At 63.4% G+C, this 15,087-nt stretch carries 13 protein-coding genes and 1 tRNA gene; 5 read left to right on the top strand and 9 right to left on the bottom strand.

The genetic code is table 11. From position 1 onward, the window contains the following. Window positions 1–62: 62 nt before the first annotated feature. Window positions 63–905: a fumarylacetoacetate hydrolase family protein gene (locus Q0687_RS33665; RefSeq protein ID WP_298886579.1), complete on the bottom strand. Its 843-nt coding sequence runs from the start codon at window positions 903–905 to the stop codon at window positions 63–65. Between the two features lie 125 nt (window positions 906–1,030). After that, a complete protein-coding gene (locus tag Q0687_RS33660) occupies window positions 1,031–1,882 on the bottom strand; it encodes an MBL fold metallo-hydrolase (protein ID WP_298886576.1) in 852 nt (283 codons plus the stop codon). A gap of 125 nt (window positions 1,883–2,007) precedes the next feature. Between Q0687_RS33660 and Q0687_RS33655 the strand changes: the two genes are divergently transcribed. Next, on the top strand, window positions 2,008–2,439 hold the full coding sequence (locus Q0687_RS33655) for a DUF3775 domain-containing protein (RefSeq protein ID WP_298886573.1): 432 nt from the start codon (window positions 2,008–2,010) through the stop codon (window positions 2,437–2,439). Window positions 2,440–2,442: 3 nt separating this feature from the next. Here the strand turns inward: Q0687_RS33655 and Q0687_RS33650 are convergent, their stop codons facing one another. The 5 genes from Q0687_RS33650 to Q0687_RS33630 all read right to left on the bottom strand — a co-directional run bounded on the left by Q0687_RS33650 (window position 2,443) and on the right by Q0687_RS33630 (window position 8,235). Further along, entirely contained in the window at window positions 2,443–3,432 is a 990-nt protein-coding gene (locus Q0687_RS33650) for an NADPH:quinone reductase (protein ID WP_298886571.1), read from the bottom strand. After that, window positions 3,429–4,211 (bottom strand): SDR family oxidoreductase, encoded by a 783-nt coding sequence (locus Q0687_RS33645; protein ID WP_298886568.1) that lies wholly within the window; start codon window positions 4,209–4,211, stop codon window positions 3,429–3,431. The genes Q0687_RS33650 and Q0687_RS33645 overlap by 4 nt, the downstream gene beginning before the upstream one ends. A 126-nt stretch (window positions 4,212–4,337) precedes the next feature. Further along, window positions 4,338–4,850 carry a CvpA family protein gene (locus tag Q0687_RS33640; RefSeq protein ID WP_298886565.1) on the bottom strand — a complete coding sequence of 171 codons (513 nt, stop codon included), beginning with the start codon at window positions 4,848–4,850 and terminating at the stop codon, window positions 4,338–4,340. A 319-nt stretch (window positions 4,851–5,169) separates the two neighbouring features. Then, window positions 5,170–6,762 (bottom strand): choline dehydrogenase, encoded by a 1,593-nt coding sequence (locus Q0687_RS33635; protein WP_298886562.1) that lies wholly within the window; start codon window positions 6,760–6,762, stop codon window positions 5,170–5,172. Between the two features lie 96 nt (window positions 6,763–6,858). Further along, on the bottom strand, window positions 6,859–8,235 hold the full coding sequence (locus Q0687_RS33630) for a coniferyl aldehyde dehydrogenase (RefSeq protein ID WP_298886592.1): 1,377 nt from the start codon (window positions 8,233–8,235) through the stop codon (window positions 6,859–6,861). A gap of 379 nt (window positions 8,236–8,614) precedes the next feature. On the opposite strand from Q0687_RS33630, the gene Q0687_RS33625 reads away from it, so the two are divergent. Next, window positions 8,615–8,691, top strand: a tRNA-Met gene (locus Q0687_RS33625). 70 nt (window positions 8,692–8,761) lie between these two features. On the opposite strand, the gene Q0687_RS33620 is transcribed toward Q0687_RS33625, so the two are convergent. Together Q0687_RS33620 and Q0687_RS33615 are read right to left on the bottom strand one after the other, a co-directional pair. Then, window positions 8,762–9,541, bottom strand: coding sequence for a DUF2182 domain-containing protein (locus Q0687_RS33620; RefSeq protein ID WP_298886559.1), 780 nt, complete (start codon window positions 9,539–9,541; stop codon window positions 8,762–8,764). 10 nt (window positions 9,542–9,551) lie between these two features. Continuing rightward, complete coding sequence (locus tag Q0687_RS33615) at window positions 9,552–11,081, bottom strand: tyrosinase family protein (RefSeq protein WP_298886556.1); 1,530 nt, start codon at window positions 11,079–11,081, stop codon at window positions 9,552–9,554. Window positions 11,082–11,539: 458 nt separating this feature from the next. Between Q0687_RS33615 and Q0687_RS33610 the strand changes: the two genes are divergently transcribed. From Q0687_RS33610 to Q0687_RS33600, 3 genes are all read left to right on the top strand, one after another. Continuing rightward, on the top strand, window positions 11,540–12,421 hold the full coding sequence (locus Q0687_RS33610; protein WP_298886553.1) for a PhzF family phenazine biosynthesis isomerase: 882 nt from the start codon (window positions 11,540–11,542) through the stop codon (window positions 12,419–12,421). A 132-nt stretch (window positions 12,422–12,553) separates the two neighbouring features. Continuing rightward, the gene (locus Q0687_RS33605; RefSeq protein WP_298886551.1) at window positions 12,554–12,973 is read left to right on the top strand and encodes a GFA family protein; all 420 of its coding nucleotides are present in this window, start codon (window positions 12,554–12,556) and stop codon (window positions 12,971–12,973) included. A 334-nt stretch (window positions 12,974–13,307) separates the two neighbouring features. After that, window positions 13,308–14,993 (top strand): multicopper oxidase family protein, encoded by a 1,686-nt coding sequence (locus Q0687_RS33600; RefSeq protein ID WP_298886548.1) that lies wholly within the window; start codon window positions 13,308–13,310, stop codon window positions 14,991–14,993. Window positions 14,994–15,087: the final 94 nt, after the last annotated feature.

Genomic DNA, 15,087 nt, shown 5'->3' with positions numbered 1-15,087 from the left:
TGTTTGTAGCGCATCCTTCGAGACGCGCGCGTTGCGCGCTCCTCAGGATGAGGGCGGCGGCCTTACGCCGCCACGATCTCCTGGCGTTGCTCGCCGAGACCTTCGATGCCGAGCGTGATGACGTCGCCGACATTGAGGAAGGTCGGCGGCTTCATGCCGAGGCCGACGCCGGGCGGGGTGCCCGTGGTGATGATGTCGCCCGGCAGCAGCGTCATGAACTGCGAGACGTAGGAGACGCACTTGGCCATCGAGAAGATCATGGTCTTGGTCGAGCCGGTCTGACGGCGCTGACCGTTGACGTCGAGCCACATCGACAGGTTCTGCACATCGTTGATCTCGTCCTTGGTGGCGAGCCAGGGGCCAACAGGGCCGAACGTGTCGTGGGACTTGCCCTTGGTCCACTGACCCAGGCGCTCAGTCTGGAAGTTGCGCTCGGAGACGTCGTTGCAGACGCAATAGCCGGCGACGTAGTTCAGCGCATCGGCTTCCGAGACGTATTTGGCGCGGGTGCCGATGATGGCGGCGATCTCGACCTCCCAGTCGAGCTTGGTCGAGCCGCGCGGCTTCTCGACGTTGTCGTTCGGGCCCGACAGCGAGGTGTTGGCCTTCATGAAGATAATCGGCTCGGTCGGGATCGCGGCGCCGGTCTCCTTGGCGTGGTCGCTGTAGTTGAGGCCGATCGCGACGAATTTCGAGATGCCGGTGACGGGCGCGCCGAAGCGCGGCTTGCCGGAGACCGCGGGCAGCGAGGCCGGGTCAATCGCGGCGAGCTTCTTCAGAGAATCCGGCGAATAGGCCTCGCCGGTGAGGTCCTTCAGATGCGCCGACAGGTCGCGCAACTGGCCGGATTTGTCGATCAGGCCGGGCTTTTCCGCACCCTTTTCGCCGTAACGAACAAGCTTCATTCTCGTTTCTCCCTTGAGATGGACTGATCGGTTAAACAGCTTCATGGAACAGCGCGGCGGGAAATTCAACCGCCGAAACGGGGCGCAATGCAGCCCTTACTTTGTAGGGTGGCCCCTACGAAGCCTTACGATCCCAGCGCCTCAAACCTGAACGCATCGCCCTCCCGTCGGATGTGCCCTGCCGAGAAATGCCCGCCGATCACCAGGGTCGGGGTATCGGCAAAGCGCGAGAACACCTTGTGCCTAGATGCCGCCGATTGGGCGGGATCGGTGTCGACGACCGAGCACCAGTTGAGGTGCGCCATCTGGCAAGGGTGATGGGCGACGTCGCCGCTGAGCAGCGCCTGTTCGCCGCCGGATTCGATCAGGACGCTCATATGCCCTGGGCTGTGGCCCGGGGTCGGGATCATGCTGACCTCCTCGCAGAGCCGGTGATCGCTCCCGATCAGCTCGACCTTCCCGGCGTCCACGACCGGCTTCACGGAATCCTCGAACACCGCGACCTTGTCCGCCTCGGCCGTATAGTCACGCCAATAGTCATATTCGGTCTTGCCGAACAGGTAGCGCGCTCGCGGGAACGTCGGCACCCATTTGCCCTCGACGAGCTTCGTATTCCAGCCGACATGATCGACGTGCAAATGCGTGCACAACACCGTGTCGATGCTCTCAGGGGGAAAGCCGGCGGCCGTCATCATCTCCAGAAACGGCGTATTGCGATTATTCCAGGTCGGAACGCCGCGACCCTGCTTGTCGTTGCCGAGGCCGGTGTCCACCACGATCCGCCGCGCCGGCGTTTCGACAACCAGCGAATGGATCGACATTTTCAGCCGGCCCTCCTCGGTGGCGAAATGCGGGATCAGCCAGGGCAGCTTCCGGATTTCATCAGTGGTTGCTGCCGGCAGGATGAAGCGGGTCGAGCCGACCGTCTCCATTTCGACGATCCTGGTGATTTTGACCTTGCCGACCTTCCACTGCATCGGGCGTACCCCCATTTTCTTTGTTGGCGCCAAAAGATGCACTCCTTCCGCCGCCAAGCGCAATGGATCATCTGTCGTGATGTTGCGTTATGTGAGGAACCCATCGAGATCCAAAGGGGGAGCCCATGCCAGAGCTTGCGATTTCCGCCGACAAGGTTGCTTTCATCATCGAGAAGGCGCGCGAATTCGACGTCAAGGAAGCCGCCACCGATCAGGATTCCGGCTCCAACCCCTCCGATGACGACGAGATCGACGTGCTCGAGGACACCAATTCCGATCCGGTTGCAGCCGAGCTCGCCGGTTTCATCGGGGCCCTGAACGAGGACGAGCAGCTCGACCTGGTCACGCTGATGTGGCTCGGCCGCGGCGATGGCGATGTCGACGAATGGGACGACATGCGCGCCCGCGCGGTCGAGGCGCGCAGCGAGTACAAGACGCCTCGGCGCGAGACGGTGCAGTATCTGCTGGGCGAGCCGATGCTGGGCGATCTCCTCGCCGACGGCATGGACGAGCTTGGCATCGACTGGAGCGACGAGCGGACCACGCCTGTTGCTTAACTCTTACCGCGCGCAGTCGACGATCACAGTGCCGAGTTTGTCGCCCTTCTCGACGGCGAGGTGCGCCTGAGCCGTATCCGACAGCGCGAATTGCGCCGCGACATTGTGGAGCCGCGGCCCCGCCGCCAGCCATTTCGAGAGGTCGGCCTGCGCCGCCGCGAGTAGCGCCGGCGGCAGAGCGAACAGCACCAGCCCGCGCAGATTGATGCATTTCTCCATCAGCTCGCGCATCGGCAAATTTGGCGTGCGGTTGCCGTTGGTGGCATACACCGCGATGGTCGAATTCATCGCCATCAGCTTGAGCGTGGTCGCGATGTTGCCGCCAAAATCCACGTCAACGACGTGGTCGACACCCCGTCCGCCCGTCAACGCCATCGCTTTCGCAACGACGTCCTCGTTCCTGTAATTGACCACGAGATCAGCGCCCGCGCGCCGCGCCTGCTCGCCTTTCATCGCCGAGCTGACCGTCGCGATCACCTGCGCGCCGCCCCATTGTGCCAATTGCACCGCATAGTGCCCGACGGCACCGGCGCCGCCGGTGACGAGCACCGTCTTGCCGACGATCGGCCCGTCGGCAAACAGCGAGCACCACGCCGTCATCGCGGGGATGCCGAGCGTTGCGCCTTCCGCAAAGGAGAGCTGATCCGGCAGCGGCGTCACCAGCTGTTCGGCGAGCGCGATATATTCTGCCGCCGTGCCGAAGGCGCGGCCATTGCGCTGGCCGTTGAACAACCAGACCCGGTCGCCGACTTTGAATCGCGTCACGCCATCGCCGATCTGGTCGATGAAGCCCGCGCCATCGCTGTTCGGAATGACGCGCGGGTAGTCCATCGTCCGATAGGAGCCGCCGCGCCGGCCGACATCCGCCGGGTTGACGCCGGACGCTTCCAGGCGAATGCGAACTTCGCCCGGGCCCGCGACCGGCGTCGCCATCTCACCATAGGTGAGGACGTCGACGGCCGGTCCCGTCTGCTCGTACCAGACCGCTCTCACAGCGTTCCCGGGAAGGCGCCGCCATCGAGCAGGATGTTCTGGCCGGTGATGAAGCCGGCCTTGGCGCCGCAGAGGAAGGCGCAGGCATAGCCGAACTCGTCGGGCTGGCCGAAGCGGCCGGCCGGATTGAGTTTTGCGCGCTCGGCCAGGATTGCTTCCGGCGTCGTGCCGCGCTTGTCGGCTTCCGCCTTCGCGGTGCCGGTCAGGCGGTCGGTTTCGAACGGGCCGGGCAACAGGCCATTGATGGTGACGTTGTTGATCACGGTCTTGCGCGACAGGCCGGCGATGAAGCCGGTGAGGCCGGCGCGCGCGCCGTTGGAGAGGCCGAGAATGTCGATCGGCGCCTTCACCGCGGCCGAGGTGATGTTGACGATGCGGCCGAACTTGCGCGCCATCATGCCGTCGACGGTCGCCTTGATCAACTCGATCGGCGTCAACATGTTGGCGTCGATCGCCTTGATCCAGTCGTCGCGGGTCCAGTTGCGGAAATCGCCGGGCGGCGGGCCGCCGGCATTGTTGATCAGGATATCGGGCTCGGGGCAGGCCTTCAGAACGGCTTCGCGCCCCGCAGGCGTCGTGATGTCGCCGACGATCTCGGTAACCTTCACATTTGGATAGGCCTTCCGGATCTCGTCGGCCGTTTTTTTCAGCGCCTCAGCGCCGCGCGCGGTCAGCGTGACGTCGACGCCGGCGTCCGCCAGCGAGAAGGCGCAGGCGCGCCCGAGGCCCTTGCTGGATGCGCAGACGATGGCGCGGCGACCTTTGATCCCAAGATCCACTGTTTCACTCCCGAACTAGCATGCAGTTTTTTGGATGGCCGGCACTCTAGCCAACCTGAACGCCGCTGATAAGAGAGGGAGCCGCGTCAAAATGCATGGCGCGCGTCACGGCAATGCAAATGCGCGCTAGATGCGCCGTTCCTGCTTGAGGCGGTCGATCGCCTCGGCGGCCTCCGGCGGCAGCGACTTGAAGCCCATCTGCCCGACCGCCGAGAACAGCGGCCGCAGATGCGAGCCGGCGAGGAAGGGCGGCTGGCGGTTGGCCGGCACGATCTGGTCGAACACCAGCACCAGCGTGGTGGCGACGAGCCCGACCCTGATGGCGCCGAGCGCGGCACCGCCGAGGCGGTCGCCGATGCCGGCGTCACGGATCGTGTCGCTCAGCGCGAGACGTCCGATATAGCCGAACAGCATGCCGACGACGATGAAGATGCCGAAGAACCAGATCCAGTTTTGAACCAGCGGCGCGTTCGGATTGCCGGCAACCTGCGGCACGATCAGCGGCATCAGCGCCACCGCAATGGGAGCTGCGAGCAGATAGGCGAGGATGGTCATGGCGCTGCCGAGCAGGCCGGTCCTGAAGCCGAATCCGATGGCAATTGCGAACGCCGCATAGACCGCGAGATCGAAACTGTTCATGAGCGAAACCCTGCCAATGGAACGAATGAACGCCCAACCGATCGTTCCGGTTTCAGATCGCTAAAATCGTCTGTATTTTTTGTCGCTCCATGGGCTCGAATACTGCGCTCATTCCATGACTATTCGACGTCAGTAAAGAAAACATCCTCGAAGGGGGCCTCCTCTTCGCCTCTCCCTGCTCGCGGGGGAGAGGCCGGATTGCATCGAAGATGCAATCCGGGTGAGGGGGACTCTCCACGAGTCCAACTCTCACCCAATTCGCGGAGAGAGGCCCCTCACCCCAACCCTCTCCCCGTAAGAACGGGGAGAGGGAGAGGAGCTACCGCATCTCCGCCCGGATCATATCGGCGGCCTTCTCGCCGATCATGATGGTGGGCGCATTGGTGTTGCCGCCGATCAGCGTCGGCATGATCGAGGCATCGACGATGCGCAAACCGTCCACGCCATGCACCTTCAGCTTCGGATCGACCACCGCCATCGAATCCGTGCCCATCTTGCAGGTGCCGACCGGGTGATAGACCGTGTCGACGCGGTTGCGCAAAACGTTGCGAATGTCGTCGTCGGTGCGCACATCTGACGTGAACATGTCCTTCTTCTGCAACGCGCGCAGCGCAGGCGTCTCCATCAGGCGCCGCGTGGTCTTGAAGCCCGCGACCATCGACTCGAGGTCTTCCGTCTCGCCCAGGAAATTTGGATCGATCATCGGCGCCGCGAGCGGATCTGCGCTCTTCAGCCACACGCTGCCGCGGCTCTTCGGCCTGAGCAGGCAGACATGGCATGAGAAGCCTGCCTCCTTGTGTTTCTTGCGGCCGTGATCGTCGAGCATCGCGATGACGAAGTGCAGCTGGATATCGGGGACGTCGAGATCGGGCCGCGTCTTCAGGAAGCCGCCACACTCGGCAAAGTTGGTGGTCATCAGGCCGCGTCGTTCTTTGCGGTACCGCTGGATGCCGCGGAGCAGGGATGGCAGCCGACCGAGCGATGCATGCACGAAGTGCGGATAGTCGGAGGCGTAGACGAACACGAAATCCGGATGGTCCTGCAAATTCTGCCCGACGCCGGGTAGATGATGCGTGACGCCGATACCGTGCTTGCCCAGTGCTTCGCCATCGCCGATGCCCGACAGCATCAGCAATTGCGGTGACTGGAAGGCGCCGCCAGCAAGGATCACCTCGCGGCGCGCGCGCAGCTGCCTCTTTTGCTTGCCCTGCACATATTCCACGCCGACCGCGCGCCCGTCCTCGAACAGAATCTTCGTGGCGTGCGCTCCCGTCTCGACCCGCAGATTGGTGCGCTTGTCCATGTGGGGCTGCACGTAAGCGCGCGCCGCGCTCCAGCGCTCGCCCTTGTGCTGCGTCACCTGATAGCTGCCGAGGCCTTCGTGATCTTCGGCGTTGAAGTCCTCGCGGATGCGGAACTGCGCCTCGCGCGCGGCCTGATGGAAGACCTCGTGGATCGGATTGTCGGAGCGCAGCCTGTTGACATGCAGCGGGCCGCCCTTGCCGTGATACTCGCCGTCGAAATCGCTGTTGTCTTCCGAGCGCTTGAAATAGGGCAGCACGTCCGCATACGACCAGCCTTGGTTGCCGAGCGAAGCCCAGTGGTCGTAGTCCCATTTGTGGCCGCGGATATAGACCATGGCGTTGATCGCCGAGGAGCCGCCGAGGCCCTTGCCGCGCGGTTGATAGCCGATGCGGCCGTTCAAGCCTTTCTGGGGCACGGTGTCGAAGGCCCAGTTGGCCACGCTGTAGGGCAGAGCGAGTCCGAACGGCGTCGTGATGCGCCAGCTGTCGTTGCGTCCGCCGGCATCGAGCAGCGCCACTGACGTCGCCGCATCCTCCGACAGCCGCCCGGCGACCGCGCAGCCGCCGGAGCCCGCGCCCACCACGATGAAATCGAATGTGTCAGTCACTTGTGTTTCCCCCGTTTTTGTCATTCCGGGGCGCGCGCAGCGCGAACCCGGAATCTCGAGGTTCCGGGTTCGCTTCGCGCCCCGGAACGACCACCCTTACGACATGAACCGCATCATCTTCTCCAGCCGCGCGATCTTAGCCCCATAGGGCGGATAGAGATCGGCGAGGCGGTTGAACCTGGAGCGATAGAACACCGGCTTCAGCTTGCTGAAAGTCCTGAACCCCCACTCGCCGTGATAGGCGCCGGTGCCCGATGCGCCGACGCCGCCCATCGGCTGGTTGGTTTGCGCGAAGTGAAACAGGCAGTCGTTGATGGTGACGCCGCCGGAGACGGTGCGCGCCAGCACCTGGTCTCGCGCCTGGACGTCCCTGCCGAACCAGTACAGCGCGAGCGGCCGGTCGCGGCGGTTGATGAAGCTGATGGCCTCAGTCGGCTCGCGAATGCCCAGCACAGGCAGCACGGGTCCAAAGATCTCCTCGCGCATCACCGCCATGTCTTCGGTCGCGCCAAGGATCAGTGTCGGCGGAAATTTGCGGTGCGCCTTCCAGTTGGGATCGTCAGCCTTGGCCGGTTGCAGTATCCTTGCGCCGTGCTGCGCTGCGTCCGCAACCAGCGCTTCGAGCCGTGTATAGTGTCGGTCGGAAATGATCGAGGTGTAGTCCTTGTTGGTGGGGTCAGTGCCGAACATGCGCCGCATCGCTGCGCGCACCTTCTCGGCGAAAGCCTGCAACACGCTATCAGGCACCAGCACGTAGTCGGGCGCGATGCAGGTCTGCCCGGCATTGAGCAGCTTTCCATAGGCGATGCGCTCGGCCGCCTCGTCGAGATCGGCAGATGCATCGATGATCGCGGGTGACTTGCCGCCGAGCTCGAGCGTGACGGGCGTCAGATTGCGCCCCGCGGCTTCCGCGACCAGCCGCCCCACCCGGGTCGAGCCGGTGAAGAGGAGATGATCGAACGGAAGCTGCGCAAAGCCCTTTGCGACCTCGTCCTCGACGCCGGTGACGAGCAGCTCGGTGGCATCGAATTTTTGCGCGACCGTCTCCTTCAGAAGCGCGGACAAATGCGGCACGAGCTCGCTCGGCTTGATGATGACGCGGTTGCCGGCCGCGATCGCGCCGATCGCGGGCGCAAGCGTCAGCTGCAGCGGATAGTTCCACGGCGCGATGATGCCGACGACGCCGAGCGGCTGCGGGATCAGCCGGTTGCGGGCAGGGAGGAATTGCAGCGCGGTTGCCACGCGCTGCGGCGCCATCCAGTCCTTCAAATGCTTCGAGGCATGCCGGATCTCGGAGAACACCAGCATCATCTCGGCGATGGTGGTCTCGACCGGGGAGCGATGGCCGAAATCGGCCGAGATCGCCTGCCGGAAACGCTCTTCATTGTCGGCGACCACGGCGCGCAGCCGCGCCAGCCGGTCGAGCCGCGTGGCGCAATCCGGCGCCTCCTCGGCCCGGGAACGCGTGACCATGGCTTGGAATTGGTCGGTCAGCGCGGCCAGCGGGGCACTCGCCTGGGAGCGGTCCAAAATGATGTTCAAGGCGCTCCTCCCCTGTCAGGCGTTTGGCTTCTGTTTTGTTGCCGCAAGCTGGCGGTTTGTGGAACTTCTGGCAAGTGTGTGGCAAATCGGCCCGAATCTGCGCCCGTGAGCTGTCACAAAGTCGAAAAAAACGTCCCCTCAGCCCTTTCCAAAGACAGTCCGGGTTGGTACATACGCCCCGCACCCGACGGGCTTTGCCCGGGGTTGCCTTCCAGGGAAGCCTTCGGGACGGGAGAAGCAAGCCACGCGCACCGCGTCGGCCCTCAATCCACCGTCCCCGGCATTTTCACGAAGGCGCGCAACGGTTTAACGCGGGGTGGAGCAGCCCGGTAGCTCGTCAGGCTCATAACCTGAAGGTCATAGGTTCAAATCCTATCCCCGCAACCAAATAGAGCCCGGCAATCTGAACGGATTGCCGGGTTTTCTTTTGCCCGCGCGATCGGGGCGATCCCGCAGATCAGGCTGCGACACGTCCCGTGTTTTCAGGGCGTCGCCAAACGCTGAGCCTGAACCACAGCAGCCTGGCAACGGTCGATGGCCATCGTATTTCCCAGGCGGGACGCCGCGGCTGATCCAGGCGTTCGGCGATCAAATAGGCGCTCGTTGCGGCCATGGCGAGGAGATGCCCGTCCTGTGCCGTGAACGGAACGAGCATCAGCGCCCAGCATGTTCCACAACACCAGATCGCTTGCGTGACGCCATATCCGAGCGCGGCGAGGTCGGCTGCGATCCCATGGGCTGCGAGCGGCGGCTGGTCGTGACAGCGATTCAGGCAAGCCTGCTTCGCCGGTGAAAATTGCCAGATCAGAATCAGGCTTCCAACCAGCGCGATCGTCGCTACCGGCGACAGCTGCAGGAGCTGGAGCGCCAGCATTGCGAACACGATCGGAATGCTGCAAGCGCCCCAGGTCGCCCCATATCCGATGATGAAGAGCGCAAGCGAACGCTTGCGCCGGTGAGGCAGGCTTCGCGCACGGACGTGTCCCATCGCGCCTGCCAGCGTCGGCATCATCATCGCGGCGACCATCAGCATCCATTCGCCGGCGAGGCTTGCAGGCGAATAGAACGTGATGGCCAGCGCAAACCTGTCCAGCGATAGCGCCGTCCAGACATCGCTGCTGCAGAAAGCGACGAGCTTGCGTTCATGCGACATCGCGGCCATCGCCACCCACGCTCCGGCCGCCGCGATGGCAAGCGGGATTCGGATCTGCAGACGCTCATAGGCCGCGGGCGTCATGGCGCTGCCGTCAATCGCCTTGCCGCACGACGCTGATGCGGCCGACGCTCACCTCGGCCGATTGCTGCACGGGTGCGACGGCCTCCAGACGAACGCCGATGTTCGCAAGATCGACATTCGCCGAACCCGCGAACTCCTGGTAGGGCTTGGTGATGTTCAGCACGTAGGACAAGCCGTCGCCTTTATGCCCGGCATCGGTCTCCGTTGCCTTGGTGATGCCGAACAGCCCGATGCTCCCGACTTGCCGCTCCGCCGATGGCGCGCCGTCCTTGCCCGCAAAGTGCACATAGACCTGCAGGACGGTCGCATCCGAATAGCCGCGCACATTCTCCAGATTGAGGAAGACCCGCTCCTCCCGCGCACCCGGCGCGACCGCGGTAGCCATCTTGCCGGCAACTTTTGCATGCATCCGCGCATCGACCGGGACGGAGGTCTGCGCGCCGCTGCCTGCAACGGCAAGCGCCTTTGCGCTGGCGCCAACCACCTCGACTGCTGCTCCGGTCGATTTCGTCATCGTGGCCGCTCCTGATGGTGCCGCCGCAGCGCTGGCAACCGCTGCCGGCCGCGCGCCGGCCGGCGAGAAATCGCTGTAAGTATAGCCGACGCCGGCAAAGTCCGACATCTGTTGCGGCGTGTAGACCCAGGGTGAGCCGTCGGGCAGCGGCACGACAAATTGATGCTTGCCGTGGCTCGCAGGCCCCTTCTTCCAGCTGCTCTCTTCCGGATCGGTGTTTCTGTGGTCGCTCAGTCGCCAGCTTTGCCACAGCCGATCGATGTTGGCGTGGTGCAGCCAGAAAATCGGATCGAGGCCTGCGGTCACCGGCGTGGACATCAGTCCCGGCAACGGCCTCGGGCTCGCTTTCGGGAACATCTTCTCGCCGCCGACAAGGCCGTGAACCTGGTCATGCGGTTGGCTTTCGATGTCGCCGTGCTTGGTGCCGCTGTGCTCGAAGCCGGTGTCGATACCGCCGAACCCGCGATCGCCGCCACTCGCAACGCCCGTGAATTCGTGAACGCCCATCGCGTCCAGGTTCACGGCCTTGAGCGGGACGAAGACTTTGCCGGGTTTCGATGGATCGGGCCCCCATCGTTGCTCGACGAAGAGGGGGTTGTTGCCCTTGCCGTCAGGCCAGTCCGGGCTTCCGAAGGCCGGCGGCAAGCCGTTCTGACCGGTCTTGAAATAATTCCAGTAGGGCAGGGTCCAGTCGGCCGGCCCCTTGAGGCTGACGACGGTCGCGCGAATGAGCTTCTCGAACCCGATCAGATAGCCGCGATGCCACGGGAGAAAATACCAGCTGCCATGCTGGCATTGCTGCCAGAACTCGTCGAAATCCGCCTTTGCCGGCAATTTCTCGTGGGCCGCCTTGTAACCATAGAACTCCCAGAGTCCCTGGTCGTATCCGTGCATGCCGGCCCAGAAGCGCCAGCTGGTGCGATCGGCGAGCGGCTTGGACTTCAGCGCGCCAACCGCGCGCGCATACCAGAGAATCGGATCAGCCCAGTCGCCGCCTAATTCCCAAACGTTCTTCCGAACCAGCATGGCGCTCCCCCTGTGTCTTGCTTGCGGCCTTGATCCGGCTTGAGGACAGACGGACGCTTCCGCCAGATTGATCGTTGCAGTTACCGTTCGGCTCTGAACATCGGCATTTGAGTGATTTGGACGTCCATGTCGGACGTTTCGCCGCCGCAATCGCGGCTACAAAAAAATCGGAGCTAAAATCTATGGTTGAGACATAGCAGGTTTGAATCGCTGGCGCGAGCAGTGTTTCCGGCATCGGCCGCCGAAAGGCTTGCATCGAGAACAGACCGGTGTTGGCCCATGCCGAAATGGCCCGCTTGATGCGGGCCATTTTAGTTATGGGGCCAGCGCAGCGGCCTCATCGCCTCGAGATGGTCGGCCAAATCGACTTTCCGATCTTGGGGCGATAACGGTACCATCGCTGGCGTCCCTGCCGTCCTGCCTTCGCTGTCCCTGCTTTCCATGAATCGAGCCATCCGATGACCGAGGTCGAACTTGTCAACGTGTTCAGCCACAGGGGCCAGGGCGGCAATCCCTGTCCTGTTGTCATCGATGCATCGAAGCTTGAAGCTGCGGCGATGCAGTCCGTGGCTCAGCGGTTCGGGCATGAGTCGGGCTTCGTCCTGCCGTCACCAGGGCCGGATGCTGACTACGTCTTCCGGTTCTGGGTTCCCAGGCACGAGATGGAAATGTGTGGTCACGCGACGATTGGCGCGCTCTGGGTTCTCGCGAGCAAGGGGCGCTTGCCCGGTGAACAGGTCCGCATCGAGACGCGCAGCGGATCGGTGACGGGCTTTGTCGAACGTGCGGGTTCTGGTGATCCGTCCGTCGAGATCAGCCAGCCGGTCGGCAAGGTCGTCGATCTCCCGCGTGCAGATGAGGAGGACGTTCTATCGACGCTGAATCTGTCACGCCGCGATCTGCTCGACCTGCCCATTCAGAACGCCGTCACCTCACGCGTGAAGACGCTGATCCCGATGAAGGGCGTCCGCGAACTCAACGCAATGGTGCCGAATCCGCCTGAGATCGAGCTGTGCTGCGGGCGGATCGGATCGACCGGCCTTTACTCCTACGCCATCGATCACCAGGGCGAACGACGTTTCGAGGCGCGGCAGTTTCCGAAATCGTCAGGTTACCCGGAAGATGCCGCCACTGGCATTGCCGCTGCGGCGCTTTCGTTCGGACTGCTCAAGAACGAACTGATCGAACCCAACAGCGCGCGGATCACGATCATGCAGGGCCGCGCGATGGGAGCGTTGTCCGAGATCCGGGTGCGCCTCGGCTTCGCCGGCGAGAGGCCCGTTGGTTGCCTGCTGGGAGGCTCTGTCACGCCCGCTGAGCAGCATGTCTTGCAGCCTTAGCAGGTTCGGCACCGGGACGGTGCCTGAACCTTCACTTCGGCGCCGTGGCCAGGAATCCAAACGATAGCGTGCGCTATCGATCTTAGATTGTATGATGCTGCGCCTGAAAGAGCCACTGAGGGGAGCGACAACATGCGCACAGCGAGCTGCCATTGCGGACAGCTAAGTCTAAGCGTCGAAGGCGAGCCTGCATTGGTTTCCGCCTGCAGCTGCACGCGGTGTCAAAAGAGGTCGGGAAGCGCATTTGCCCTCACCTCGCGCTGGAACAAGAATCAGGTCAAGAGCTGCTCTGGCGATAGCACGACCTATACGCGCAAGGGCGCGTCCGGCGGGAACGTCGAATGCACGTTCTGCCCGGTGTGCGGTTCGACCGTGCGGACAGCTATCGACCTCCTGCCCGACCTCGTCGGCATTCCCGTTGGATGTTTCGCCGATCCGACTTTTCCCGAGCCCAAGGTGGCGGTTTGGTGCGACTCAAAGCTTGAATGGGTTCGCTTTCCGCAAGGAGCGCTGCTGTTGCACGACCAGACTCGACCGATCGAAACCCGGTAGGCTTCGTTCACTTGCGCGCGTGGCTTGCTCGGGATAGCTGCCGTCTCCGCGCCTCTCCCTCGTTCGACATTTGAAATGTGCCTTCGGTATCGACGGCGGCATCGGCGCGTTGGCTTCGTCTCGACGCGTGAATTCCGTGCGGCCGATTGCGCGCCATTCGGCCGTGCGCCCGCGGATCGATTGACGATCGTCTTGGCAGTGTAATAAAACTCCTTTAGATTGTACATTGATACTGCACACGCTGAAGTGATTTTTGCCCTCGTGCTGCGTCGGACACTGATGTGACGGCGTGCAGGAGCCATCATCTCGGGATTTGTCAGATCGGGAGTGATCCATGTCACATCATCGGACGATTCAGATCTTTGCTCTCGCCGTGGCCATCGCCGCGGCCGGCGCCGGCGTTGCAAAGGCCGAGCGCGCCGGTTGCGAGTACAAGGACATCGACGTCGCACGCTATGGCGAAAAGCCATTCCACAATCCGCCCGAGATCACGTCCGCGAACGGTGTGTTGAAGGCCGGGCTCGACGTCGAGTACACCGACCCGACCAAGGTCAGCATCGGCGGATGCGGCGTCACGCTGCGGACCTATGGCGGGCAGCTCGCCGGACCGACCTTGCGTGCCAAGCCGGGCGACATACTCAACATCCTCTTGTCCAACAAGCTCCCGGTGGAAACGCCCGACCAGGTCAATCAGCAATTCGAGCAGGAGCGGTCGAACGCGCATCTGAGCGTGGTGCCCGCCTCGTTCAACACCACAAACCTGCACACCCACGGCCTGCATGTCTCGCCGGTCGGCAACAGTGACAACGTTCTGCTCGCGATACTGCCGCAGACGCAGTTCCCGTACGAGATCCGGGTGCCCGCGAACCATCCGCCCGGCTCATTCTGGTATCACGCCCACACCCATGGCTCGACGTCGATCCAGGTCGGCAGCGGTATGGCCGGCGCGCTCATCCTGGATGATGATCCCTCGAAGATTCCGCCCGCGTTGCGCGAAGCCAACAAGGGCGAGAAGGTCATGCTGTTCCAGACCATCCTGTACAACACCAATGGCGAGCTGAACCAGATCTCCGCGCTGTTTCCCGATCCCTCGCCTTGTCCGACGCCCAATCCGGGCACCTGGACCTGCAGCAAGCGGCAGATCACCATCAATGGCGAGATTCGTCCTGTCATCACGATGCGGCCCGGCGAGGTGCAGCGCTGGCGCATGATCGACACCGGCTTCCGCGCCTCGCTGGCCATCCGGCTGGAAGGTCATCCGTTACACGAGATCGCGCTCGATGGTCTCTATCTCGGCCGCGTCGATACCTGGGCCGCGGGGCAGACGATCGAGCTCCAGCCGGGCTATCGCAGCGACGTGCTGGTGCAGGCCAGCAAGACACCAGGCCGCTATCGCCTGATCAACGGCGCGCTGACCGCCGCGCAGTCGTTGCGCGCCGTGGCGCAGCCGGAGGAGGTGTTGGCAATCATCGACGTGCAGGGCGATCCCGTCGATATGGCGCTGCCGACCAGCGCCGAGATGGCCCCGCTCGCGCCGTTCCCGAATCTCGATCTGAAGGCGCAGGCGGTCGGCGTGCAGCAGGTCGTGTTCAAGCTCGGCCAGGACGTCCCCGGCAAGCGCAACTATTTCCAGATCAATTACGAGGCCTTCGATCCCAACCACAGCCGCAAGGTGGTGCTGAACACCGTCGACCAATGGTCGCTCTCGACCATCGGTGATCCCACCGCGAACAACGGCATCCCGCCGTTGCCCCACGTCTTCCACATCCACGTCAATCCGTTCCAGTTCCAGCGGCAGGGACCGTCGGGCCCGGAGACCGTGTGGAAGGACACCGTGCTGATTCCGCCGGGCCAGCAGATCAACGTTTACACGCAGTACACCGACTACATCGGCGCGTTCGTCCTGCACTGTCACATCCTGGATCACGAAGATCTCGGCATGATGGAAGTCGTCGAAGTCGTCAGCCCGGAAGGCACCGCGCCGCTGCGGGCCATGATCGGCGGCGGGCATCATCACTGACGCGAATCAACTCCTATGATTGGGCAGTGCAATCGCTTTTGCCCGACCTGAGCGCGCGCCTCGTCCTTCGAGACACGCGCAAGAGCGCGCTCCT

This window comes from uncultured Bradyrhizobium sp., assembly GCF_936928535.1.
Taxonomy (GTDB): Bacteria; Pseudomonadota; Alphaproteobacteria; order Rhizobiales; family Xanthobacteraceae; genus Bradyrhizobium.
The sequence above is the reverse complement of the archived record's forward strand: the minus strand, read 5'-3'. Positions and strand labels throughout refer to the sequence as shown.

Coding starts and splice junctions, on each gene's coding strand:
- Q0687_RS33600 (WP_298886548.1), top strand. CDS start 13,308: ATGTCACATCATCGGACGATTCAGATCTTTGCTCTCGCCGTGGCCATC.
- Q0687_RS33620 (WP_298886559.1), bottom strand. CDS start 9,541: ATGACGCCCGCGGCCTATGAGCGTCTGCAGATCCGAATCCCGCTTGCC.
- Q0687_RS33660 (WP_298886576.1), bottom strand. CDS start 1,882: ATGCAGTGGAAGGTCGGCAAGGTCAAAATCACCAGGATCGTCGAAATG.
- Q0687_RS33640 (WP_298886565.1), bottom strand. CDS start 4,850: ATGAACAGTTTCGATCTCGCGGTCTATGCGGCGTTCGCAATTGCCATC.
- Q0687_RS33615 (WP_298886556.1), bottom strand. CDS start 11,081: ATGCTGGTTCGGAAGAACGTTTGGGAATTAGGCGGCGACTGGGCTGAT.
- Q0687_RS33655 (WP_298886573.1), top strand. CDS start 2,008: ATGCCAGAGCTTGCGATTTCCGCCGACAAGGTTGCTTTCATCATCGAG.
- Q0687_RS33610 (WP_298886553.1), top strand. CDS start 11,540: ATGACCGAGGTCGAACTTGTCAACGTGTTCAGCCACAGGGGCCAGGGC.
- Q0687_RS33630 (WP_298886592.1), bottom strand. CDS start 8,235: ATGGTCACGCGTTCCCGGGCCGAGGAGGCGCCGGATTGCGCCACGCGG.
- Q0687_RS33605 (WP_298886551.1), top strand. CDS start 12,554: ATGCGCACAGCGAGCTGCCATTGCGGACAGCTAAGTCTAAGCGTCGAA.
- Q0687_RS33665 (WP_298886579.1), bottom strand. CDS start 905: ATGAAGCTTGTTCGTTACGGCGAAAAGGGTGCGGAAAAGCCCGGCCTG.